At 73.8% G+C, this 23013-nt stretch carries 23 protein-coding genes; 8 read left to right on the top strand and 15 right to left on the bottom strand.

The window, feature by feature from the left end:
- Position 1 precedes the first annotated feature (1 nt).
- Positions 2-1009: a carbohydrate kinase family protein gene (locus AB0B57_RS30105; protein WP_357077275.1), complete on the top strand. Its 1008-nt coding sequence runs from the start codon at positions 2-4 to the stop codon at positions 1007-1009.
- Positions 1006-2493 (top strand): adenosylhomocysteinase, encoded by a 1488-nt coding sequence (gene ahcY, locus AB0B57_RS30110; protein ID WP_357077278.1) that lies wholly within the window; start codon positions 1006-1008, stop codon positions 2491-2493. Before AB0B57_RS30105 ends, ahcY begins: the two co-directional genes overlap by 4 nt.
- A 66-nt stretch (positions 2494-2559) precedes the next feature.
- Here ahcY and AB0B57_RS30115 read toward each other — a convergent pair whose 3' ends face one another.
- From AB0B57_RS30115 to AB0B57_RS30150, 8 genes are all read right to left on the bottom strand, one after another.
- Entirely contained in the window at positions 2560-3342 is a 783-nt protein-coding gene (locus AB0B57_RS30115) for an SDR family oxidoreductase (protein WP_357077281.1), read from the bottom strand.
- 117 nt (positions 3343-3459) lie between these two features.
- Positions 3460-4644: an acyl-CoA dehydrogenase family protein gene (locus AB0B57_RS30120; protein ID WP_357077284.1), complete on the bottom strand. Its 1185-nt coding sequence runs from the start codon at positions 4642-4644 to the stop codon at positions 3460-3462.
- A gap of 53 nt (positions 4645-4697) precedes the next feature.
- Positions 4698-5888, bottom strand: coding sequence for an acyl-CoA dehydrogenase family protein (locus AB0B57_RS30125; protein ID WP_357077287.1), 1191 nt, complete (start codon positions 5886-5888; stop codon positions 4698-4700).
- A complete protein-coding gene (locus AB0B57_RS30130; RefSeq protein ID WP_357077291.1) occupies positions 5885-6358 on the bottom strand; it encodes an SRPBCC family protein in 474 nt (157 codons plus the stop codon). The genes AB0B57_RS30125 and AB0B57_RS30130 overlap by 4 nt, the downstream gene beginning before the upstream one ends.
- Before the next feature lies 1 nt (position 6359).
- Positions 6360-6614: a phosphopantetheine-binding protein gene (locus AB0B57_RS30135; RefSeq protein ID WP_357077294.1), complete on the bottom strand. Its 255-nt coding sequence runs from the start codon at positions 6612-6614 to the stop codon at positions 6360-6362.
- 36 nt (positions 6615-6650) lie between these two features.
- Positions 6651-7901, bottom strand: a complete 1251-nt coding sequence (locus AB0B57_RS30140) for a beta-ketoacyl synthase N-terminal-like domain-containing protein (RefSeq protein ID WP_357077297.1) — start codon at positions 7899-7901, stop codon at positions 6651-6653.
- Positions 7898-9166 (bottom strand): beta-ketoacyl-[acyl-carrier-protein] synthase family protein, encoded by a 1269-nt coding sequence (locus AB0B57_RS30145; protein WP_357077301.1) that lies wholly within the window; start codon positions 9164-9166, stop codon positions 7898-7900. Before AB0B57_RS30145 ends, AB0B57_RS30140 begins: the two co-directional genes overlap by 4 nt.
- Positions 9163-9627, bottom strand: coding sequence for a cupin domain-containing protein (locus tag AB0B57_RS30150; protein ID WP_357077304.1), 465 nt, complete (start codon positions 9625-9627; stop codon positions 9163-9165). The genes AB0B57_RS30145 and AB0B57_RS30150 overlap by 4 nt, the downstream gene beginning before the upstream one ends.
- Before the next feature lie 488 nt (positions 9628-10115).
- Here AB0B57_RS30150 and AB0B57_RS30155 point away from each other — a divergent pair, with 488 nt between their 5' ends.
- Complete coding sequence (locus tag AB0B57_RS30155) at positions 10116-10886, top strand: SDR family oxidoreductase (protein WP_357077307.1); 771 nt, start codon at positions 10116-10118, stop codon at positions 10884-10886.
- A gap of 57 nt (positions 10887-10943) precedes the next feature.
- On the opposite strand, the gene AB0B57_RS30160 is transcribed toward AB0B57_RS30155, so the two are convergent.
- Genes AB0B57_RS30160 through AB0B57_RS30190 form a run of 7 tightly spaced genes read right to left on the bottom strand, consistent with a single transcriptional unit; the run spans position 10944 to position 17480 of the window.
- Positions 10944-11987: a methyltransferase gene (locus AB0B57_RS30160; protein WP_357077310.1), complete on the bottom strand. Its 1044-nt coding sequence runs from the start codon at positions 11985-11987 to the stop codon at positions 10944-10946.
- Positions 11984-13087, bottom strand: a complete 1104-nt coding sequence (locus tag AB0B57_RS30165) for an amidohydrolase family protein (protein ID WP_357077313.1) — start codon at positions 13085-13087, stop codon at positions 11984-11986. Before AB0B57_RS30165 ends, AB0B57_RS30160 begins: the two co-directional genes overlap by 4 nt.
- Positions 13084-14058 (bottom strand): NAD(P)-dependent oxidoreductase, encoded by a 975-nt coding sequence (locus AB0B57_RS30170; protein WP_357077316.1) that lies wholly within the window; start codon positions 14056-14058, stop codon positions 13084-13086. Before AB0B57_RS30170 ends, AB0B57_RS30165 begins: the two co-directional genes overlap by 4 nt.
- Positions 14055-14786 carry a SchA/CurD-like domain-containing protein gene (locus tag AB0B57_RS30175; RefSeq protein WP_357077321.1) on the bottom strand — a complete coding sequence of 244 codons (732 nt, stop codon included), beginning with the start codon at positions 14784-14786 and terminating at the stop codon, positions 14055-14057. The genes AB0B57_RS30170 and AB0B57_RS30175 overlap by 4 nt, the downstream gene beginning before the upstream one ends.
- Complete coding sequence (locus AB0B57_RS30180; RefSeq protein ID WP_357077324.1) at positions 14786-16039, bottom strand: FAD-dependent oxidoreductase; 1254 nt, start codon at positions 16037-16039, stop codon at positions 14786-14788. Before AB0B57_RS30180 ends, AB0B57_RS30175 begins: the two co-directional genes overlap by 1 nt.
- Complete coding sequence (locus tag AB0B57_RS30185; protein WP_357077327.1) at positions 16036-16371, bottom strand: antibiotic biosynthesis monooxygenase family protein; 336 nt, start codon at positions 16369-16371, stop codon at positions 16036-16038. The genes AB0B57_RS30180 and AB0B57_RS30185 overlap by 4 nt, the downstream gene beginning before the upstream one ends.
- The gene (locus tag AB0B57_RS30190) at positions 16368-17480 is read right to left on the bottom strand and encodes a Gfo/Idh/MocA family oxidoreductase (RefSeq protein WP_357077330.1); all 1113 of its coding nucleotides are present in this window, start codon (positions 17478-17480) and stop codon (positions 16368-16370) included. Before AB0B57_RS30190 ends, AB0B57_RS30185 begins: the two co-directional genes overlap by 4 nt.
- A gap of 406 nt (positions 17481-17886) precedes the next feature.
- Here AB0B57_RS30190 and AB0B57_RS30195 point away from each other — a divergent pair, with 406 nt between their 5' ends.
- The 5 genes from AB0B57_RS30195 to AB0B57_RS30215 all read left to right on the top strand — a co-directional run bounded on the left by AB0B57_RS30195 (position 17887) and on the right by AB0B57_RS30215 (position 22997).
- Positions 17887-18936 carry a methyltransferase gene (locus AB0B57_RS30195; protein WP_357077333.1) on the top strand — a complete coding sequence of 350 codons (1050 nt, stop codon included), beginning with the start codon at positions 17887-17889 and terminating at the stop codon, positions 18934-18936.
- Between the two features lie 556 nt (positions 18937-19492).
- A complete protein-coding gene (locus tag AB0B57_RS30200; RefSeq protein WP_357077336.1) occupies positions 19493-19981 on the top strand; it encodes a biotin/lipoyl-containing protein in 489 nt (162 codons plus the stop codon).
- A gap of 18 nt (positions 19982-19999) precedes the next feature.
- On the top strand, positions 20000-21388 hold the full coding sequence (locus AB0B57_RS30205; protein ID WP_357077338.1) for a biotin carboxylase N-terminal domain-containing protein: 1389 nt from the start codon (positions 20000-20002) through the stop codon (positions 21386-21388).
- Entirely contained in the window at positions 21385-22140 is a 756-nt protein-coding gene (locus AB0B57_RS30210) for a TetR/AcrR family transcriptional regulator (protein WP_357077341.1), read from the top strand. Before AB0B57_RS30205 ends, AB0B57_RS30210 begins: the two co-directional genes overlap by 4 nt.
- 8 nt (positions 22141-22148) lie before the next feature.
- Entirely contained in the window at positions 22149-22997 is an 849-nt protein-coding gene (locus AB0B57_RS30215) for an LLM class flavin-dependent oxidoreductase (protein ID WP_357077344.1), read from the top strand.
- Positions 22998-23013: the final 16 nt, after the last annotated feature.

Here is a 23013-nt window from a genome sequence, read left to right on the forward strand (position 1 = left end):
CATGCGCATCATGGTCACCGGCTCGCTGGCCTTCGACCACCTGCTGACCTTTCCCGGGCTGATCGCCGACCAGATCATTCGCGACCAGGCCGAACGGATCTCCCTCTCGCTCCTCGCCGACAGCATGACGATCCGCCGGGGCGGCGTGGCCGCCAACATCGCGCTGGGCCTGCGCCGGCTCGGTGTCCACGCGATCCCCGTCGGCGCCGTCGGCCTCGACTTCGGCGACTACCGCTCCTGGCTCGCCGACAACGACGTCGACCTGCGGGCCCTGCACACCTCGACCAGCCGACACACCGCCCGATTCCTGTGCACCAGCGACCTCGCCGGCAACCAGCTGGCCACCTTCTACCCCGGCGCGATGACCGAGGCGGCTCAGATCGCGTTGCCCGCGCTGGTCGACGCGTATGGGCCGGTCGACCTCGTGCTGATCAGCCCCGACGACCCGGACGCCATGCTGCGGCACACCCGCGAGTGCCGCCGCCACGGGTACCGCTTCGCGGCGGACCCGTCCCAGCAGCTCGCCACCCTCGGCCGCGACGACATCCGGGAACTCGTCGAGGGCGCGCACCTGCTGTTCTCCAACGAGTACGAACGCAGCCTGCTCCTGGAGAAGAGCGGCTGGGCGGCGCACGAGGTGTCCCGCCGGGTCGCCGGCTGGGTGACCACCGACGGCCCCGACGGGGTACGCGTCGAGCGCCCCGGGCGCCCCACCCTGCACGTACCCAGCGTCGCCGGCACGGTGGTGGTCGACCCCACCGGTGGCGGGGACGCCTTCCGGGCCGGCTTCCTGGCCGGACTGTCCTGGGGTCTGGGCGACGAGCGTGCCGCGCAGGTCGGCTGCGGCCTCGCCGCCGTGGTGCTCGAACACCCGGGCGCCCAGGAGTACCGCTGGGACCCGGACGGGTTCCTCGACCGGCTCGCCGGGGCGTACGGCGGGGCCGCCGCCGCCGACATCCGTACCGCCCGCGCCGAACGGGCACCGACCACGAAGGAGACCACGCCATGACCGTCGACCTGGCCGTCCCGCCCCGTACCGTCGCCCAGGGCGACTTCCGGGTCGCGGACCTGTCGCTGGCCGCCGCCGGCCGCCGCGAGATCCGGCTGGCCCAACACGAGATGCCCGGTCTGATGGCGTTGCGCGACGAGTACGGCCCGGCGCGACCACTGCGCGGTGCGCGGATCACCGGGTCGCTGCACATGACGATCCAGACCGCCGTCCTGATCGAGACCCTGGTCGCGCTCGGCGCCGAGGTGCGGTGGGCGTCCTGCAACATCTTCTCCACCCAGGACCACGCCGCCGCCGCGGTGGTCGTCGGCCCGGACGGCACCGTCGACACCCCCGCCGGCGTGCCGGTGTACGCCTGGAAGGGCGAGACGCTCGACGAGTACTGGTGGTGCACCGAGCGGGCACTGAGCTGGCCCGACCCGGCCGGCGGACCGGCGACCGGTCCGAACCTGCTCCTCGACGACGGCGGGGACGCCACGCTGCTGGTGCACCTGGGTGCCCGGTACGGGTCCGCCGGCGCGGTACCCTATTCGGCCGACGACGACCCGGAGGAACAGGTGGCCCTGCTGGCGCTGCTGCGGCGGTCGCTGGCCACCGACGGCGACCGGTGGCAGCGGGTGGCCGACGGTATCCGGGGCGTCAGCGAGGAGACGACGACCGGCGTGCACCGCCTCTACGAGATGGCCCGGCAGGGCACGCTGCGGTTTCCCGCGATCAACGTCAACGACTCGGTCACGAAGTCCAAGTTCGACAACCGGTACGGCTGCCGGCACTCCCTGGTGGACGGCATCAACCGGGCCACCGACGTCCTGATCGGCGGCAAGCTCGCCGTCGTGTGCGGCTACGGCGACGTGGGCAAGGGCTGCGCCGATTCCCTGCGGGGCCAGGGCGCCCGGGTCGTCGTGACCGAGGTCGACCCGATCTGCGCCCTGCAGGCCGCCATGGACGGCTACGAGGTGAACACCCTGGACGAGGTCCTCGACCGCGCCGACTTCGTGATCACCGCGACCGGCTGCGTCGGGGTGGTCACCGCGGCGCACATGGCCCGGATGAAGCACAACGCCGTGGTGGGCAACATCGGCCACTTCGACAACGAGATCGACATGGCCGGGCTAGCCCGCCAGCCCGGCGTCACCCGGGTACCGGTCAAGCCGCAGGTGGACGAGTGGGTCTTCCCCGACGGGCACGCGGTGCTCGTGCTGTCCGAGGGGCGCCTACTCAACCTGGGCAACGCCACCGGCCACCCGTCGTTCGTCATGTCCACGTCGTTCACCAACCAGGTCATCGCCCAGCTGGAGCTGTTCCGCCACGCCGACCGGTATCCGCTCGGGGTGCACATGCTGCCCAAGCACCTCGACGAGAAGGTGGCCCGGTTGCACGTGTCCGCGCTGGGCATCCGGCTCACCGAGTTGACCCCGGCGCAGGCCGCGTACCTGGGGGTGCCGGTGGCGGGCCCGTACAAGGCCGAGCACTACCGGTACTGAGCGCACACGTCGGAGCCCCCGGCCCGTACCACGGGTCGGGGGCTCTCGCATCGGTGCGGGGGGCGGTCAGCCGCCGACGTACGGCGCGCGGGCGGTCGAGGAGCCGTCCCGGACCAGTTCCCCGGTGACGTTGCCGTTGGCGCCGGAGCCGAGGAAGACCACGAGCCGGGCCACCTCGTCGGGGCCCGACAGCCGCCGCGACGGCACGCTGGCGGCGAGCCGGTCGGTCAGGGCCGCCGGAGGCCGGCGGTCGGCGGTGGGGGTCAGCCCGGGGGCCACCACGTTGGTCAGCACCCCGTCTCGGCCCCCCTCCCAGGCCAGCGCGCGGGCGAGGCCGTGCAGCGCCGACTTCGCCGTCCCGTACGGGCCCGGCCCGGGCCGGCCCTCCTCGGCCACCCCCGAGGAGATCAGCACGATCCGTCCCCAGCCCCGGGTGCGCATGCCGGGCAGCACCGCGCGTACGGCCGCGACGGCGCCCACAACGTTGGCACCGAGCATCGCCCGCCACTCCTCGACCGGCACGTCCTCGAACCGCACCGTGGGGTCTGGTGCCGTGCCGCCCCAGCGGACCGCGTTCGCCACCAGCACGTCCACCCGCCCCCAGGTCGCCTCGACGGTCGCGACCGCCGCGGTCACCGAGTCGAGGTCCTCCAGCTCCATGGGCACGGTCAGTGCCGCCGCCCCGGCCAACCGGATCCGGTCGGCCACGGCCGCGGCGGCCTGTTCCTCCTTGCGATAGGTGAGCGCGACCCGCGCCCCCTCCCGGCCGTAGGCCTCGGCGACGGCGGCGCCGATCCCCGACGACCCGCCCGTCACGAGCACGACCCGCTCAGCCAGTCCGGTGTCCATTTCCGTCCCTCCTCCTGCCGACGGCGCACGCACCGTCCGGCCCCGGGACCGTCCCGGGGCCGATCGCTCACACCGGGAAGCCACCGCCGCACCGGCCGGCGGATCCCGGCGTCCGCGCTAGAGCAGCGCGACCGGCACGTCCTGGCCGAGCAACGCCTGGCCGGTGCGGCGTACGCTGTCCGGCCCGAACACCACGTGGCTGGCCGCCACCTGGAGGTCACGCCAGAGGCGTTGCAGGGTGCCCGTGCGGTAGAGCACCCCGCCGCCGGCGATGCGGAAGCTGGACTCCACCACGTCCAGCGCGGTCCGCATGGCGAACTGCACGGAGGCGGCGAACCGCGCCCGCAGGACCGGGTCGACGGCCTCGCCGCGCTGGGCCTGCGCCCACAGCTCGTCGAGAACAGCGAGCACACCGGCCCGCGCGGCCTGGTACGCCGCTTCGGCGTGGGCCAGCTCCGCCTGCACCAGCGGATCGGCGGCCAGCGGCTGCCGGCTCGCCGAGCGTGACTTGCGGGTGACGATGGTGGTGATCTCGTCCAACGCGCGGCGGGCGACACCGAGCGGGAACCCGGCGAGGCAGACCCGCAGCAGGGTGAACAGGGACAGCCGGTAGAGCGGGCCCGGCTCGCGCGCCGCCTCGGTCCGTGGATCGGCGGTGCGCCGCTCGGGCAGCAACGCGCCGTCGACCGCGACGTCGTTGCTGGCGGTGGCGACCAGACCGGCCGGGTCCCAGGTGTCGGCCACGGTCCAGTCGCCGGCCGGCAGGAACCCGAACCGCAGCATCGGCGGCCCGCCGGGCGCCGGGGCCAGGAAGGCACCCATCAGCCAGTCGGCGTGCCGACTGACCGAGCAGTAGGGCCACCGGCCGGCGAGACGGTGGCCGCCGGGCGCCGGAACGGCCGGCGGCAGTGGCGCGAAGCTGCTGGCCACGATCGGCGCCGGCGTGGCGGCCACGATCTCGTCCGCCACCTCCGGAGCCAACCAGGCCAGGAACCCGGCGCCCTGACCGATCAGGACGCTCCAGCCGGCCGCCGGATCGGCGTGACTGAGCAGCTCGACCACCTCGACGATGGTGCGCGGGTCGGCCTCGCGTCCACCGAGGCGCCGGGGCAGCGCGAGGGAGAACAGGCCGGCCTCGCGCAGACTCCGCACGACGTCGTCGGGTAACTGGCGCGACGCCTCCGCCTCGGCCGCACGCCGGTTCAGCTCGTCGTGCAGTGCCGCCGCGGCGGCGACCGGGTCGCCGGCGCGCGGCGCGGTGGCCCCGCCCCGGCCGGGCGGGTACGCGATGGATGTGCTCATGATGCTCGTCTCCTTGTCTGGGCCGGCCGGGTGGGCCGGGCGGTGCCGGCCGGTCACACGCCGAACAGGGCCGGCGCGCTGGGCGCGCCGAGCAGCGAACGGGCGGTACGGACCCGCAGGTCGGGCCCGAAGGCGATGTGCTGCCGGGCCGCCGCCAGGTCGCGGAGGAAGCGTTGCAGCGCACTGTCACGGGCGGTCGCGCCGGTGCCGGCCAACCGGGACGCCCCAAGCGTCACCTCCCAGCCGACCCGCATCGCGTGCATGCCGGCCGCCGCCACCTGCGCCCGCTCGGTCGGGTCGAGCTCGGCGCCGGCGCCCAGCCGCGCCTCCGTCCGGTGCAGGACGTCCAACACCACCAGCCGGGCCGCCCGCAGGGCCGGCTCCGCGCCGATGACGAAGTCCCCGACCGCCGGATCGTCGAGGAGGCGCTCCGTCGAGCCGGCCCGCCGCTTGGTGGCGGCGAGCCCGGTCAGCTCGTCCAGGGCGCGGCGGGCGACACCCAGCGGCACACCGGCGAACAACACCATCAGGATGTTGTACGGCGTGAGCCGGGTCAGGGGCGTGTCGAACGAGGCGGGCCCCGTGTGCGGAGCGGCCGTGTGCCGGGCCGGCACCACCGTGTCCGAGACCAGCACGTCGTTGCTGCCCGTGCCGCACAGGCCGATGACGTCCCAGGTGGGATCGACGGTGACGTCCGCCGGCCGGAAAAAGGCGGTACGCAGCTCGGGCGGGCCCGAGCGCCGCTGGTCGACGACCGTCATCCCACCCATGTACCAGTCGGCGTGCCGGGACCCGCTGACGAACGCCCAGCGCCCGTTGACCCGGAACCCGTCCCCGACCGGCTCCCCGCGGCCGGTGGGTGCCATCGAGCCGGCGACGATCGGGTCCCGGCCGCCGGCGGTGGCGGCACGGGCGGCGTCCGGTTCTAGCCAGGACAGGAACACGGAGGTGTTGCCGACGAGCGTCGCCCAGGCGGTGGAGGCATCGGCCCGGGCGAGTTCGGCGATCACCTCCACGATGGTGGTCAGCGGCGCCTGCACACCACCGAGGTCGCGCGGCAGTCCCATGGCGAACAGGCGGGCGGCCCGCAGCCGCTCCACCAGGTCGGTGGGGAGCGTGCCGGCGGCCTCGATCTCCGCGCCCCGGCCGGCCGTCTCGGCGCCGATGTCGCGGGCCCGCTCCAGCAGCACCCGCGCGTCCACCGGGTCCGCCGTGCGGACGGGCCCCGACTCGACGGCGGTCACCGGGTGACCTCCGCCGGGTGCGGCCGGGCCGCCGCCTCGACGCGGTCCCGGATGAGCGCCAGCTGACGCATCGAGTTGGTGTTGATGTTCGCGGCCATCGTCGCGTCGTCGACCGGTGCGCCCGGCGCCATCGCGAAGTCCTGCGTCCAGTGCATCCGTACCCCAGCCGGCGTCCGTTCGTACGACCACCGGATGAACATGTACTCGAAGGGTCCCTTCTCGACCCGGTGCGCGTGCGCCACGCCACGGGCCGGGTCGGTGAGCCGCTCGGACACCCACGACCAGACCCGCCCCTGCTCGTCCGGGTTCATGGTCAACCGGAACCGCACGTACTCCCCGTCGCGGTGCAGGATGTCGGCTGCGGCGTACTCGTTGAACAGGTCCGGCCAGCGCGCGACGTCGTTGGTCATCGACCAGACCAGCTCGTACGGGGCGTCGATGACGATCTCGTTCTCGGTGTGCGCCGCCATCTCAGGCGCTCCGCGCGAGTCGGTCGTTGACCAGGCTGATCAGGTCCGACGGCCGGTCCAGGCCATCGGCCCCGTCGGGCAGGGAGACCGCCAGCCGGTTCTCGACCTCGGCCACGACCCCCAGCACGCCGAGCGAGTCGACGCCCAGCTCGGCGAAGGCCGGGTCGGCGGCGAGCACGGCCGGGGTGACGGGGACACCGGCGCACCGCGTGACCATCTCGGCCAGGTCGTCGAGGTGCAGTTGCTTGTCGGACATGTCGTCTCCTTGACGTCGGTGAAGTTGGGTTGCGTCTCAGGGGCGGCTGAGCACCAGGGCTGAGGCGAAGCCGCCCACTCCCCGGGCCAGCACCAGCGCGTGGCGGGCGGCGACGGACCGCGAGTCACCGGTCACCACGTCCAAGCCCAGCGCCGGGTCGGGCCGGGGCAGGCCGGGCGCGGTCGGCGCGACACCGTCGCGCAGGGCCAGCGCGGCCAGGGCGGAGTCGAGGGCGGCGCTGCCCGCGTACAGCCGGCCGAAGCCGGTCTTCGGAGCGACCACCGGCACGGTCGCCGCCCGCGGGCCGAGCGCGCGGTACAGCGCCTCGGCCTCGGCGGCGTCGGCCTCCGGCAGACCGATCGCGTCGGCGAAGACCAGATCCACGTCCGTGGGGTCCAGCCGGGCGTCGTCGAGGGCGACGGTGACGGCCCGGGCCAGCGGCGCGGCGGTGCGGGCCCAGCCCTGCCGGTCGTCGGCGCCCGCAGGCACCCGGCCGGCGAAGGTCGAGCCCCATCCGGACACCACGGCCACCGGCTCCGCGCCGCGGTCGCGCGCGTGCCGCGCGTCCTCGAGCACGACCACCGCTCCCCCCTCGCCGGGCAGATAACCCGCCGCGGCGGGGGTGAACGGCAGGTAGGCCACCGCCGGGTCGGCAACCCGGCTGAGCATGCCCCCGGTGAGCTGACAGACCAGCACGTACGGGCCGACCGGCGCCTCGGTGCCGCCGGTCACCATCGCCGCGGTCCCCCGGCGCACGGCCCGCCGGCTGTGCGCGAGCGCGTCCAACCCGCCGGCGGACTCGGTGGCCACGACGCCGCACGGCCCCTTGATGCCGTGGGCGATGGACATCTGCCCGGTGCAGGCGGCGTAGAACCAGGCGATCGACTGGTACGGCCCGACGTGCCGGGGCCCCTTCGACCACAGGGCGTGGATCTCCCGTTGGCCGAAGAGATTGCCGCCGGACGACGACGCCGTCGTGACGCCGACCGAGTACGGGTCGTCGAGCGCGGCCGGGTCGAGCCCGGCGTCCTCCAGCGCCATCGACGTGGCCGCGAGTGCGAAGTGCGTCCACAGGTCCGTCTGGACCACGACCCGGCTGTCCACCCAACGGGCCGGGTCGAAGTCGGCGATCTCGCCGGCCAGGCGCACCGGGTACCCGCTGGGGTCGAACCGGGTGATGGGTCCGATGCCCTGGCGGCCCTCGCGTACCGCGCGCCACAGTTCCTCCGTGCCGGTACCGGTGGCGGCGAGCGCGCCGATCCCGGTGACGACCGTCGTGGCGCTCATCGGCTACGCCTTCCCAGCCGGTCGAGCACGACCGCCGACTGGAACCCACCGAAGCCGCTGCCCACACTGAGCACAGCGTCGACCGCGCGCTCGCGCGCCACGTTGGGGATATAGTCGAGGTCGCACTCCGGGTCCGGGGTCGCGTAGTTCGCCGTCGGCGGCAGCACCCCGTGTTCCATGCCGAGGACGCAGGCCACCAGCTCGATCGCGCCGATCGCCCCGAGGCTGTGTCCCACCATGGACTTGATGGAGCTCGTCGGAGTCCGGTAGGCGTGGGCGCCCAGGCTGCGCTTGAGCGCCGCGGTCTCGTGACGGTCGTTCTGCCTGGTGCCCGAACCGTGGGCGTTGGCGTAGCCGATGCCGGTCGGGTCGACGCGCGCCTGGCGCAGCGCCTCGTCGATGGCGACCGACATCTCGATCCCCTCCCGGGTGAGTCCCGTCATGTGGTACGCGTTGCCACGCGTGGCGAAGCCGCCCACCTCGCAGTAGATGTGAGCGCCCCGCGCCCGGGCCCGCCCGAGCTCCTCCAGCACCAGCACCGCCGCGCCCTCGGCGAGGACGAAGCCGTCCCGGTCAGCGTCGAACGGCCGGGAGGCGTGCTCCGGGTCGTCGTTGCGCGAGCTGGTCGCCCGGATCGCGTCGAAGCAGGCCACCGAGATCGGTGAGATCGGGGCGTCCGACGCGCCCGCGACGACGACGTCGGCGTTGCCGTCCTCGATGAGTTGGAAGGCGTACCCGACGGAGTCGAGCCCGGACGTGCAGCCGGTCGACACGGTCAGCACCGGCCCGGCCGCGCCCACGTCCGCGGCGACCTCCGCAGACAGGCTGCTGGGGATCAGCGCGTGGTAGAGGAAGGGCTGGACGTGCCCGGCGTCCACCAGCCAGTTGCGACCGCCGTCGGAGGCCACCACGTACTCGTCCTCCAGCCGCATGGTCGAACCCACGGCGGAGCCCATGGTGACCCCGACCCGCCCGGCCGACTCCTCGGTCACCGCCAGGCCGGCGTCCGCCGCGGCCTCGCGGGCGGCGACGAGGGCGAACTGGATGTGCCGGTCGAGCCGGCGGATCTCGGTGGGGGTGAGCCCCTCGGCCTCCGGGTCGAAGTCGCACTCGGCGGCGATGCGGGACCGGAAGTTCGTGGCGTTGAAGAGGCTGATGGGGCGGGTGGCGGTGCGGCCGGAGGTGAGCAGGGACCAGAACGCCTTCTTGCCGATCCCCCCGGGCGCGACCACGCCGAGCCCGGTGACCGCGACGCGGCGGGTCACGCCCGACCACCCGTGGGGCCCGCCTCGGTGTCCACGTGGCCCAGCTCGGGGCGGGGCGCCAGCGGGCCGAGGTGGTACACGACGGTGGTGGTCGTCGTGCCCGGGTTGCGCAGGCGGTGGCGGGTGCCCGGCGGCACCAGCAGTGCCTCCTCGGCGCGCATCGGGTGCGGCTCGCCGTCGAGGTCGACCTGGAGGTCACCGCTGACGACGTAGAGGAACTCCTCGGAATAGGGGTGGTAGTGCTCGGCGATCCATTCACCCGGCTCCAATGTGGCAACCCCCATGAAACCGGAGGTGCTGCCCACGGTCCGGGGGCTGAGCAACAGCCGGAGCACACCGCCGCGCCGGCGGTCGACCGGGGCGTCGGCGAGCCGGGCGAACCCGATGGGCCGATCGGTGGGACGACGGTGCAGCGGCACTGCCGTGCTCGCGCCGTCGGCCAAGGATTCGATGCTGGTCATGTCGGTCCTTCCCGGGCGTGCAGGCACCGCCGGCCGTCGTGTGTTGTCAGCACGAACGGCGGGGCGGCTAGTGGACGAAAAGACGGCGCCGGCGCAGACGACGCGCCGGGGAACCGGCCGTGTTGATGCCGGCCGACTCCGCTGGTCGACACCGCCGCCCACCGGTTTCCGATGGCGCTCCAATGGGTGGTCCGGTGCCGGCAATCGCAGCCCAAGATTAGCTTTCCGCATTCATCATTGTCAACGATTTAGATGCTTCGACAAATCGATTCGCTACCCACTCGAATCATATTTCGAAGCATGCGGGAAATTGATTCCACAATTTCTGTCCAACCCGGACGGGCACCACCGGCCGACCGCCGGCACGGCCGGCCGGTGGCCGGCGGCCCGCGCGGCGCGTCGGCGGGGACACCCGACGACGAGGGGCGCGCGACGCGCATCCGATCCGATACATTAGCCGGGAAAGTATCTTCGTCGAGGAGGAACACATGGATCTTGGGCTGCGCGATCGCGCGGTGCTGGTCACCGGCGGATCGTCCAACATCGGGGCGGCCACCGCGGTCGCCTTCGGGCGCGAGGGCGCCCGGGTGGCGTTGACCTACCAGAGTCGCAAGGACGCGGCCGAGAAGGTCGCCGAGGATGTACGCCAGGCCGGCGGTCAGGCGTACATCACGCAGTTCGACCTGGAGGAGCCGAACGCTGGCGCCCGTCTGGTCGAGGAGGTCGTCGGCCACTGGGGCGGCCTGGACGTGCTGGTCAACAACGCGGTGCGCTGGGCCGACCACAACCCCACCGAGCGCGTCTCCGCCTTCGAGAAGGACAACTCCGACTGGGAACACCTGATCGAGGCGAACCTGGCCGGCACGCTGCGCGTGCTCCGGGCGGCGATGCCGGCCCTGCGCGCCAGCGGCGTCGGTCGCATCGTCAACCTCTCCACCTCCCTGGTGGAGCGGGGCATGGTCGGTTCGGTGCCCTACGTCGCGGCGAAGTCCGCGCTCTACGGGGCCACCCGCACGATCGCCTGGGAGGCCGGCCGGGACGGGGTCGTGGCCAACGTCGTCATGCCGGGCTGGGTGATCGACGGCAAGGAGCTCGCCTTCGACATCCCCGAGCCGCTGATGAAGGAGCAGACGGACCGGCTGCCCACCGGCGCCCTGCCGTCCTGCAAGCACGTGGCCGACGCGATCGTCTTCCTGTCCGCGCCGGTCAACAAGAGCATCACCGGTGAGATCATCCGGGTCACCGGCGGCACCTCCTGAGCAACCGTGGGCCCGGTGACCGGCGGTCACCGGGCCCACGGCCGGGCGGAGGTCGGCTCAGACCGGCCGGGCCTCCAGCACGCTCTCGGCGCGCGGGTCGGACCCGGGCGGGGCGTGCCGGATCCCGACGACCTCGAAGCCGGCCCGCGCGACCAGCTCGGCCAGGTCCGCTCCGGTGCGGTAACGGCCGCCGAGCACCATGAGCATGCCCAGGTCGGCGAGGCGCCCCGGGTTAACACCGCTGCTCTCCGGCAGGAGCGCGTCGAACACGAACAGCCGGCCGTCGGGCCGGACGGCCGCCCGCACGTTGCGCAGCACCGTCAGCACCTGCCCGTCGTCGAAGTCGTGCAGCACCCGCACGATGCTGTAGACGTCCCCACCGGCCGGTACGGCGTCGAAGCAGCTCCCCCCGACCACGCTCACCCGGTCGGTCAGGCCGAGCCGCGCGATGTTCCGCTCGGCCCGCTCGACGGCCGGCGGCAGGTCGAACAGCACCCCGCTGGCACCCGGCGTGCGCTCCAGCACGGAGCTGAGGAACACCCCGATCCCACCGCCGATGTCGACGATCCGCTGTGCACCGGAGAAGTCGCAGGTCTCGGCCACCAACGGAACGAGGGTCTGCTGCCCCATCGCCGCGTCGAAGGTGGCCCGGGCCTCCGGCTTCTCCGCCAGGTAGTCGAAGTACGGCTTGCCGTACACCCGGTCGAAGGCGGGCTGACCGGTGCGCGCGGTGTGCAGCGCCTCGGCACACGCCGCGTACGCCTCCTCACCGTGCAGAATGGCGATGTAGCGATGACTGTCCGGGACGTCGGAGCGGAGCAGTTCGGCGGGACCGTTGAGGGCGAACCGGCCCCGCTCCGGCTCCGCGAACAGCCCGACCGAGCAGAGCGCGCGCAGGAACCGGGCCAGCGCGCCGGGGTGGGCGCCGACGCGGGCGGCCAACTCGTCGGCCGTCGCGGTGCCGGCCGTGAGCGCGTCCGCGACGCCCAGCTTGGCGACCACGTACAGGGCCTGTTGCAGCCACGCGCCGAACATCAGCCGCATGACCACCGCGCGGTCGCTGGGCGGGGGGACGGCGGTGCTTTCGGTGGCAGGGGTCACGGGTACTCCTCGCGCGTCGCAGCCGCGCCGTTGGCGCGCCGGTGGTCGGGAGCCCCGACGGGTGTCGGGGCGGCGGACGCCGGACGGCCGGCGTCGACTCTGGCATCGGGGGCGGCGAGACCGAACAGTCGCGCGGCGTTGCCCCAGCGGATGTCGTCCCGGGTGGCCTCGTCGACCGGCAACGCGTCGATGGCGGCCAGCCCGGGTTCCACCACGTCCAGCAACGGCGGCGAGTCGGTGCCGAACATGAGCCGCCGCCCGCCGAACGCGGCGAGGTTCGCCGCCAGGCCGGCCCGGCTCGGGGTGGCGGTGTCGAACCAGACGTGCTCCAGGTAGGCGCTGGGTCGCCGACGCAACCCGGCGACCGCGTCCGGGGCGGCGACCGGGGAGGGCGGCCCGGCGGTCGGCGGCGGGCCGCCGCGGGGGGCACCCCGCCAGTGCGGCATGGACGCGATCAGATCGAGTCTCTCCGTCAACAGCGCCAGTCCTCCCCCACCACCGGTGGCCACCAGTCGCAGCCCGGGGTAGCGGTCCAACCAGCCGCCGAGCAGGCAGCAGGCCACGCCGATGGTGACGTCACCGAACCGGCCGAGCTGTTCGAGCAACCGCAGATCCGACAGGCCCGTCCCGGCCACCGGGGCCGCCGGAGCGTGCAGCACGACCGGGGCGCCCACCTCCGCCGCCAGCGCGAAGAACGCGTCCGCCCGGCCGTCGTTGAGGTAGCGCCCGTTGACGCTGGTGTTGACGATCAGCCCGACGAATTCCCCGCCCCGGTAGGTATCGGCGACACCGGCCAGGTGCCGGTCGTCGCCGAACGGGTTGGCGTACACCAGGCCTCGCAGGTGGGCCGGATGCGCGGCGACGGTCGCGGCGATCCAGTCGTGGAACCGGCGCAGCTCGTCGTCGCTCTGCGCGTAGTTGTCCACCCCCGGCAGAGGTACCATCGCGCCAGCGCCGACCGGGCTGCCGACGATGGTCATCCGCACGCCGAGGGCCAGCTTGCGCTCGATCATGCCGGTCACGTCGCCGAGGCTCGGCGGCATCGGGAACCGCCGGAGCGACTCCGGCGGGCTGATGTGGCCGTGCACGTCGATGGTCACCGCGCCGCCTCCACCGCAGGGGCGAGCACCCGCAGCACGGCGGCGCAGTCAGCGTCGCCCAGCCCGACGGTGACGGCCGTGGCGTGGGTACGGGTGGCGGCGGCGGTCATCGGAAGTGACGTGCCGCTCTCCGCCGCCTGCGCCATGGCCAACGCGAGGTCCTTGGCCATCAGCCGCAGGCGGAAGTCCGGCTCGGCGTAGGAGTCGGTGGCCATCCGGCGGGCCTTGAAGCGCATCACCGGCGCCGCGAACCCGCTCTCGCCGATCGCGTCGAGTACCAAGCGGCGGGACAGGCCGGCCGACTCGGCCAGGGCGACCACCTCCGCCATGGCCTGCATCTCCAGGCCCATCAGGAGGTTCATGGCGATCTTGAGGCGCATCCCGGCGGCCAGTCCGTCCAGGTGGCGCACCTGCTGGCCGAGCGCCGCCAGCACCGGCTCCGCCCGCCGCAGCAGCGGCTCCGGCCCGCCGACGTACCAGCGGAGCAGGCCCTCCCGGGCGTGCTCGCCGTTGCCGAGGATGCCGGCTGCCAGCAGCGGCAGGTGCGCGGCCACGGCGTCCAGGGTCGCCGGGGACACGGTGCTCGTGTTCAGCACCACCCCGGCCGGACGACGGGCGGCATGGACCCCGGCGGGGCCGAGGAGCACGTCACGAACCGCCTGGTCGTCGGCGACCGAGACGAGGACCAGGTCCGCTCCGTCGACCGCCTCGGCAGGTGTGGCGGCGGCGGTGGCGGCGTGGCTCGCCGCGAACGCCTCCGCCGCGGCCCGGGACCGGTTGAACACGCGCAGGGTGGCACCGGTCGCGGCGAGTCGGCTCGCCATGCCGCTGCCCATGGTGCCCAGCCCGATCACCGCCACGGTCCGGTCGGACAGGTCCGGTGGCGTGCTCGTCGCGCCGGGACCGCCGCGCCCACCGGGACCGCCGCGCCCACCGGGGCCGCGTTGCCCCTCCCCGCCGGGGCGGGTCACCGGACCACCTCCTCGGCCCGGCGGTCGGCGACGAGGGTCAACCGGTGGTCGCGGAAGAACTCCGCGAAGCCCGCCTGCGTGCCCAGGTCGGTGCCCGGTCGCAGCAGGCCGGTGAGGCGGCCGGTGGTGGCGGCCCGGCTCACCGCCTGGCTGAGATGCCGTTGGGCCGTGTCGAGGTCACCCGCCACCTCGGCGAACCGGATGACGAGGTCGCCGTGCTGGAAGACGGTGGTGTTGGCCAGTGCCGTTCGCGGGGCGGCCCTTACCGGCAGTTCGCCCGCCTCGGCGAGGACGGCGGCCAGGTCGTCACCCCGACCGGGGCTCGTCGGATAGGCCAGGGCGAGCCTCGTCCGTGGTCCGGTCGGGTCGCTGGGCAGCAGCTCCGGCGCGGTCTCGCGGTGCACGACCCGGCGCATCATGGCCCGCCGGAAGAAGCCGCGCGCCGCCTCGGGACGGTCGAGGTCCCGCTGCTCCACCAGGTACGGATTGAGCGCCGCCTCGGTCGCGCGGATCGCCGGGTCGGCCGAGAGGTGGGCCATGATTCGCTCGAACGGACCCGTCACGTCGATGATCCGGACCACCCGGTCACGCCAGAGGAAGACCGTCGTCGCGAGCAGGGCGACCCCGTCGGCGATCCGGGTCTGCGGCCGGGGGTAGTCGGCCAGGACGCGCCGCACCTCGTCGACGGCCTCGGGTCGGACCGGAAAGGTCAGGCCGTAGCGTTCCATCACACTCCTCCATCGTCGGTCGTGGGGGCGCTGCCCGGGCGGACGGGGAGCACGGTGCGCTCTCCGGCCCGGCGCAGCAGGTCCAGTTCGTCGAGGCGGGCAGCGGCCCGGCGTTGCCAGACCCGTCCCGGGGTCAGCCGTAGGACCGTGTCGCGGACGAATCCGGCGACCGGGCTGTCCGCGTGCTGGAGCCGTCCGATCTCGCGGGCGTCCCGGACGGCCTCGGCGGTGGCCGGCTGGCGTACCGCGGCGTACCGGGCGAGCGCCGCGTCGAGGGAGCCGGGCGCCGACCAGTCCGCCGCGGCCAGCTCGGTGACGAGCGCGACCGCGTCCAGCAGAGCCTGCGCGGCGCCTTGGCCGGTGGTCGGTTGCATGGGGTGGGCGGCGTCGCCGACCAGAACGGCGCCCGGCACGTGCCAGCGGGTGACCGGGTCCCGGTCGTAGATGGGGGTACGCAGCACCCCCTCGGCCGCGGTGTGGTCGAGCAGCGCGGCCACCGGCTCGGGGGCACCGGACAGGGCTCGGCGCAGCTCGGCGTAACCGCTCCCGTCGAGCAGGCGCGTGCCGTCCGGGTCCGGCGGCGCGGCCACCGTGGCCACCCAGTAGGTGCGCGCGCCGGGCAGCGGCCACATGCCGACGGTCCGACCGACGCCGAAGACGTGCCGCGCCGTGCCGCGCCGGATCGTGTCGGTGGTGGTCTCCGCGGTGCCCCGCCAGGAGGTGTAGCCGGCGTGCCGCAGCGGTGCGGCGGTACCGACGACCTGCTCGCGGATGCGGGAGTGCACGCCGTCGGCGCCGACCAGCAGCGCACCGGCCAGCGTGGTGCCGTCGGCCAACCGCACCCGCACCCCGTCGGGTCGCGACTCGAACCCGGTGACCGTGCCGGCGTGCAGGCAACCGGCCGGCAGGGCCGCACGCAGGACCTGGGACAGCACCGCGCGGGGTACGGTGACGCTCGGCGCGCCCAGTTCCCGCCCGATCACGCCCGGCGACCACCGGGCCAGCGGCCGTCCGCGCCACGAGGTGAGAACGTAGTCCTCGACCGGCACTCCGGCCGCGACGACCCGGTCGGCCATGCCGAGCCAGCGCAGCGCCAGGACGGCGTTGCTCTGCACGCCGAGGGCACCGCCGCTCGCGGGTTCGGGGTCGCGCTCCACCACGGTCACGGGCAGCCCGAGGCGGACCAGCCCGAGCGCCGTGGCCAGCCCGGCCACGCCGCCGCCGGCGACGACGACCGGGCCCGGGGCGGTCACGACCGCGCTCCCGACGCGGCGCCGGAGGTGGCCGCCCGCACCACGAAGCGCAGCGAGGATCGCTCCACGACGCAGGCCATCATCGGCGCCGCGAGTTCCCGGTGGGCGTCCGTCCGTTCCCAGGCCAGGAAGTGCTCCAGGCTCTCCCACTCACTGGTGATCATCCACTGGTCGGGGTCGCCCACCGACTGGCAGAGCTGGTCGCCCAGGTGCCCGTCGGTCCGGGCCACGTTCCAGCGGACCGCCTCGTAGGCGGCCCGGAAGCGCTCGGCCGAGTCCGGTCGCAGCCGGAGCAGGAACACGATGCGCACGCGCTGGTCGTCGGTCGTCATCGGACCTCCTCCCACCGTCCGCTGTGGTGGCTGCGGCGTACGGCGTCGGAGATCCCCGCCACCCGCCAGCCGTCGGTGAGGGTGGGGTGCCCGGTGTCCGCCGCGCCGTTGATCGCCGCCACGAAGGCGGTGGCCAGCTCGCCCCAGCGGGCCAGCCCGACTTCGCGGGGCGTGTTGGCGCCCGAGCCGGCGGCCCGGTCCACGTCGCGTACCTCCGGGGCGGCGCCGATGCGGTGCAGGGTCAGACCGCTGGCACCCCGCCAGCGCAGCGTGCCGGTCTCCCCGAAGACCACGACCTCGTCCTCGGCCGGTCCGGCCAGGTGCCAGGCCTCCCAGAACCGCGCCCGCACGCCGCTGTCGAAGGTCGCCACGAAGTCGTACCCCGTGTCGGCCCGCACCGGGGCGCGGGGCGCGTCCACCGTGGTGCCGTGGTGTTGGCGGGCCCAGGCGAAGGCGTCGGTGATGTCGTGGAAGTCGGCCGCCACCACGGCCTCCTTGACGTCGTGGTGCAGCCGGCCGCAGACCGCGGTCACCTCCGCGCCGACGAGCCAGCGCGCCCGGTCGATGACGTGGCTGCCGTGCTGTGCCAGCGCCCCGCCGCCGTCACCCGCCTCGTACATCCAGGTCATGGGCAGGACCGGGACGCCGAGCGCGCCGGTCGAGTGGACCTCCAGTACCGGCCCGATCGCGCCCTCGCGCAGGAGCCGTCGCAGCTCAACGAGGGCGGGATCGTTGCGCCAGATGAAGCCGCTCGCGTGTCGTACCCCGGCACGCTCGGCCGCGTCGAGCATGGCGCGGGCGTCGGGTGCGGTCAGCGCGACCGGCTTGTCGCACAGGACGTGCCGGCCGGCGCGTACGGCGGCGAGCACGGCGTCGAGGTGGGCGGCCGGCGGGGTCGCGACCGAGACCACGTCGACGGCCTCGATCAGCTCGTCGATGTCGTCGGTTACCAGCGGGACGCCGAACTCCGCGGCCCGCCGCTCGGCACGGGAACGGGTCCGGCTGCTGAGGGCGGCGAGCGTGACGCCCGGTACCCGCCGGAAGCCTTCCAGGTGCAGGCCGGCGCCCCAGCCCGCGCCGAGCACTCCGATACGTAACTGCTGCGACATCCGGTACACCTTTCGAGGTCACGGTAATGGTGGTCGGACGGCCAGCCGTGCGGCGCCGCCGTCGACGTCGGACGGGTGCCGCATGCTGGAAAAAGTTGATGGACGATCCTGCGGCGGCCGGAGTGCACACGGGCCCGGGCACACCGTCTGTTCAGGCGGTGGCCGCAGTTTCGAATTCGCTGATTGCCTCATCATGCCGGCGCAGTAGGCCGCCGGTCAAGGCAGAGAATTAATTGACAAATTGCAATACGGAGCGCTTCCGTAACGGTTCTCAAGAAGTTGCGCGCGGTCCATTCTGAACTGTCCGGCGCGGAGGCTTCACATCTCGCACCGGTCGCGCTCTTGACCACCCGGGCGCGAATCGTGTTCCGTTAGCCTGGAAAGTATGTCGAGAGAGGTGGCGTTCATGACCGGAACCGACCGCACCGACCCCACCCCGAAGGACCCGACCGAGGAGATGCTGCGGCTGCACCTGATGGGTGGGCCGTGGATCGCACAGTCCATCTATGTCGCCTCCACCCTCGGCGTCGCCGACCACCTCGGCGACAAGCCGACGCCGGTGACAGACCTGGCCAAGGTGTGCGAGGCCCACGAGGGCGCGCTCTACCGATTCTGCCGCACGCTCGCCGCGCTCGGCGTGTTGCGGGAGCACCCCGACCGGGCGTTCAGCATCACGCCGATGGGCGCGACCCTGCGCTCGGACGCACCGCGCAGCCTGCGCTGGGGCACAATGCTGCACGGCAGCGAGACGTTCCGGGCGTGGGCCGACGTGATGCACACCGTACGGACGGGCCGGCCGGCCTTCGAGCACGTCTTCGGCGAACCCTTCTTCGCCTACCTGGAGACCCATCCCGAGCTCAACGAGATCTTCAACAAGACGATGGGGGTGACCGACTCGACGCCGAGCGTCCTCGACGAGTACGACTTTTCCGGCTGCGAGCAGGTGGTCGATCTCGGCGGGGGAATCGGGACGCTGCTGGCCGCCGTCCTGCGGCGGCAGCCGACCGCCCGTGGCGTCCTCCAGGACCTGCCCTCCTGCGTCACCGACGCACCGGCGCACCTCGCCGAGCAGGGCGTACGCGATCGGTGCGAGATCGTCGCGGCGAGCTTCTTCGACTCCGTCCCGCAGGGCGCCGACACCTACCTCCTGTCCCGTGTCCTGCATAACTGGGCCGAGGACGAGGCGCTGCGGCTGCTGCGCTCGGTGCGCGACGCGATCCGCCCGGACGGGCGGCTGATCGTCATCGACCACCTGCTTCCCACGACCGACGGGTTCCATCCCGGCGTCCTCGCCGACCTGCACATGCTCGTGGTCCTCGGCGGTCAGGACCGGACCGAGGCGGAGATGCGCGCGCTGCTGGAGCAGAGCGGGTTCCGGGTCAACGGCGTCCGGACCAGCCAGGCACGCGTGAGCCCGCGCACCGAGTCGCTGATCGAGGCGCTGCCCGCCGACTGAGCGGCACCCGTCCCACGCCCGTCGGCGCGGGCACCCGCAGCCGTCCCACGACCCGGCCCCCCGCCCAGGGTGCCGGGTCGTCGGCGCGTCGCGGTCCAGGTCACCACGGCAGGGTGATCCCGCGCGCCCGCCCCCCAGCGGCGGGGCCGGGGCGCCGCCGGCGCATCGCCCCCCGGGGAGCCTCCGCCGGGCGTCCGACCGGCAGTGGCAACCCCATTTTTGAGACCACCGGTGTCACCTCCGCGTCGCGTGTGCCACGCCCGCCGCGGGCGCCCACCCCGACGACATGCCGATGTGTCCGGTAGGTGTCGGGAAAACGAGATCGCGGCGGTTCGTAAATCGATGTTGGAACTTGCAGGCGGCGCACCTTCTGGGGTTTTCTGATGACGGTCCGCGATTGCTCGATAGCTCGGCGATGACATCCGGTCACCTGAGAGACCAGGTGCATGAGACCACACCGGTCGCCCCGTCACCCGAGCCGCGCACGGCACCGCCCCTCCTCCCTCATCGAGCCGACCCGTGCTGGCCGCGCCTCGATCCGACCCGGAAGGAAGCAATGATCAACGTAGAGCATCCCATCGCCACGACGCCCCTGCCCGACCTGCCGTCCCCGCTGGTCGCGGCCCTGGCCGACGAGGCGCGACAGCTCGCCGTGGACGCCACCGGGCGACTACGCTCGGTCGTCCTGTCGGTCGGCGACGCCCAGGTGGAGATCGAGTGGGCCCCTGCCGACTTCCCCGGCACACCGGAACCGGAGACACCCGAGCCGGACCCCCCGGCGCAGGTGCCGGTGGTCGTCACCGCGCCGACCGTCGGCGTTTTCCGCCTCGCCCCCGAACCGGGCGCCCCACCGCTGGTCACACCGGGCCAGCCGGTCGATCCGGACACACCGGTCGGGCTGCTGGAGTCGATGCAGGTCGGCAGCCCGGTCCCCGCCGGGGTGCACGGCACCGTGTGCCGGGTGCTCGTCGACGACGGTCGCGCGGTCGAGTACGGCCAACCACTTGTCGAGGTCGCGGCCGCGCAGCCGGGCCACGCCATCTGACCCGCGAGGAGTCGCCACATGTTCCGGAAGATCCTGATCGCCAACCGCGGCGAGGTGGCCCTCCGAATCGCGCGTACCTGTCGCGAACTCGGCATCCCCTGCGTCGCCGTCTACTCCAGCGCCGACGCCGGCTCACCGGTGACCCACCTCGCCGACGAGGCCGTCCACATCGGACCGGCCCCCGCCGCGCGCAGCTACCTCAACGTTCCGGCCCTCGTCGAAGCCGCCCGGATGACCGGGGCCGACGCCGTCCACCCCGGCTACGGATTTCTCGCCGAGGACCCCGACTTCGCCGAGGTGTGCGCGGCGGAGGGGCTCACCTTCATCGGGCCGGCCGCCGCCGTCCTCGAATGCCTCGGCAACAAGGCGTCGGCGCGCGACCTGATGCGCGGCGTGGGCGTGCCGCTGCTACCCGGCGGTGACTCGATCCTGCTCGACGAGGCCGACGGCCTGCGTACGGCCGAGCGGATCGGCTACCCGGTCATCGTCAAGGCGGTCGCCGGCGGCGGCGGCAAGGGCATGGGGGTGGCTTGGGACCCCGGGGAGCTGGTCGGCGCCGTCCGGGACACCCGCGCCGCCGCGCAGGCCCTCTACTCGGACAACCGCGTCTACCTGGAGCGCTACCTGCGCCACGCCCGCCACGTCGAGCTCCAGGTGCTCGGCGACCGGTACGGGGCGGCTGTGCACCTGGGGGACCGCGACTGCTCGGTACAGCGCCGGCACCAGAAACTCGTCGAGGAGACCCCGGCTCCCGGGCTGTCCCCCGAGACCCGGCAGGCCATGGCCGAGGCCGCGCTGACCGGGGTGAAGGCCGCCGGGCTGGTGGGCGCGGCCACCGTCGAGTTCCTCGTCGACGAGCACGAGAACTTCTACTTCATGGAGGTCAACCCGCGGCTCCAGGTGGAGCATCCGGTGACCGAGATGGTCACCGGCGTGGACATCGTGGCCCAGCAGATCCGGCTGGCCGCCGGGGAGCCACTGGCCCTGGAACAGTCGTCCGCCGTGGCGCGCGGTGCCGCCGTCGAGTGCCGGCTCAACGCCGAGGACCCGGACCGCGACTTCCTGCCCACTCCGGGCCGGCTGGACGCCGTACGCCTGCCCGCCGGGCCGTTCACCCGGGTGGACACCCATGTCGCACCCGGGACCGTGGTGACCGCCGACTACGACTCGCTGCTCGGCAAGATCGTGGTGTGGGGGCCGGACCGGACGGCGGCGCTGGCCCGGATGGACCGTGCGTTGGCCGAGGTGGTCATCGAGGGCTCCGGCATCCGGCACACCCGGGACCTGTTGCGGCAGGTGCTGCGCAGCGCCGACTTCGCGGCCGGCCGGCACTCGACCGACCTGCTGACCCAGCTGCTCGGCACCGCGGCGCGGCCCGCCGGGGACGCCGGGGCGGGTGCCCGATGAGCGCCGGGGCGGAGACCGAGGAGCCGCTTCGGCGTCGGGTCGCCCGCTGGCCGGCGCAGCAGCACTACGGGCCGGAGCATCCGCGGCGCGAGGCCGTCGGCCAGAACGGCCGCCGAGCGCCGGGGCGACCCCGCAGTGAGACGGCCAACCAGGCGATCATGGTGGCGACGCTGGAGATGCTCGGTGAGGGGGTGTCCGTCGACGTCCTGTCGGTCGAGGCGGTCGCCGCCCGGGCCAGCGTGGGCAAGGCCACGGTCTACCGGCGCTGGCCGAACAAGTACGTCATGGTGGCCGCTGCCCTCTCCGAACTGCGCGAGGCTCCGACGCAGGTGACCGGCGGCCCGGTCCGCGAGGTACTGGTCGGCGTCCTGCGAGAACTCCTCACCTGGGCCGCCCACAGCCCGTCGGCGCGGGCGCTGCCGCACCTGCTCAGCGGCATGCGGGCCGCACCGATCATCGGCGAGGAGTACCACCGGGTCGTCCTCGAACCCCGGATGGCCGCGCTGCGGGCGGCCCTGCGCCGCGGCGTGCACCGCGGCGAGTTGCGGGGCGACCTGGACGTGGAGCTGACGGTGACGGTGCTCGCCGGCACCGTCATGTCCCGGCTGATGCTTCCCGACGGGCAGCCCGACGGCACCTCCGGGATCGTCCCGGACCCCGAGGCGACGGCGGCCCGGATCGTCGACCTATTCCTGACCGGGCTGGAGGTCGGCGCGAACGCCGGCCCGAACGGCCACCGGCCGGCACAGTGAGGAGCGACATGGACATCGGCATCGGCCTGCCCGCGGCGGTACCCGGCGTACGCGGCGCGGACGTGACGGAATGGGCCCGGCGCGCGGAAGCGCTCGGCTTCAGCTCGCTCGGGGTCCTGGACCGACTCGTCTACCCCAACCTGGAACCGCTCACCGTTCTGGCGGCCGCCGCGGCGGTCACCTCCCGCATCCGGCTCGCCACGTCGGTACTGGTGGCCCCGTACCGGGGTAGCTCCGCGCTGCTCGCCAAGCAGGTCGCGGCACTCACGGAACTCAGTGGCGGGCGGGTCGTTCTCGGTCTCGGCGCGGGCGGGCGGCGCGACGACTTCGACGTCGCCGGGGCGCGCTACGAGCAGCGCGGCGCCCGCCTGACACGGGTGATCGACGACCTGCGCCGGGCCTGGACCGACGGATCGGGCCACGACGCACCGGCCGGTCCGGCCGCCGGCTGCCCGATCCTGCTCGGCGGGCGGGCCGACGCCGCCATCGAGCGGGTGGCCCGGCAGGCCGACGGATGGATTGCGGCCGGCGGCGACGCGGCCATCTTCCAGCAGTTCGCCGAGAAGGTCCGGCAGGCCTGGCAGAGGCACGGGCGCGACGGGGATCCCCGGTTGGTGAGCATCGGCCACTTCGCGCTGGGCGCCGGTGCGCGCGGCGCGGCGCAGCGGTACCTCACCGACTACTACTCGTTCCTCGGCCCGGCGGCGCAGTTCATCGCCGCCGGAGCACTCACCGACGAGGACTCGCTCCGCGCGGCGGTGGCCGGCTTCGCCAAGGCCGGCTGCGCGGAGTTGATCCTGTTCCCCTGCACCACCGATCCGCAGCAGGTCGACCTGCTCGCCCACGCGCTCCGCTGAGCGCACGCGACGCCTC

Source organism: Micromonospora sp. NPDC049101 (assembly GCF_040648675.1).
Classification (GTDB): Bacteria; Actinomycetota; Actinomycetes; order Mycobacteriales; family Micromonosporaceae; genus Micromonospora.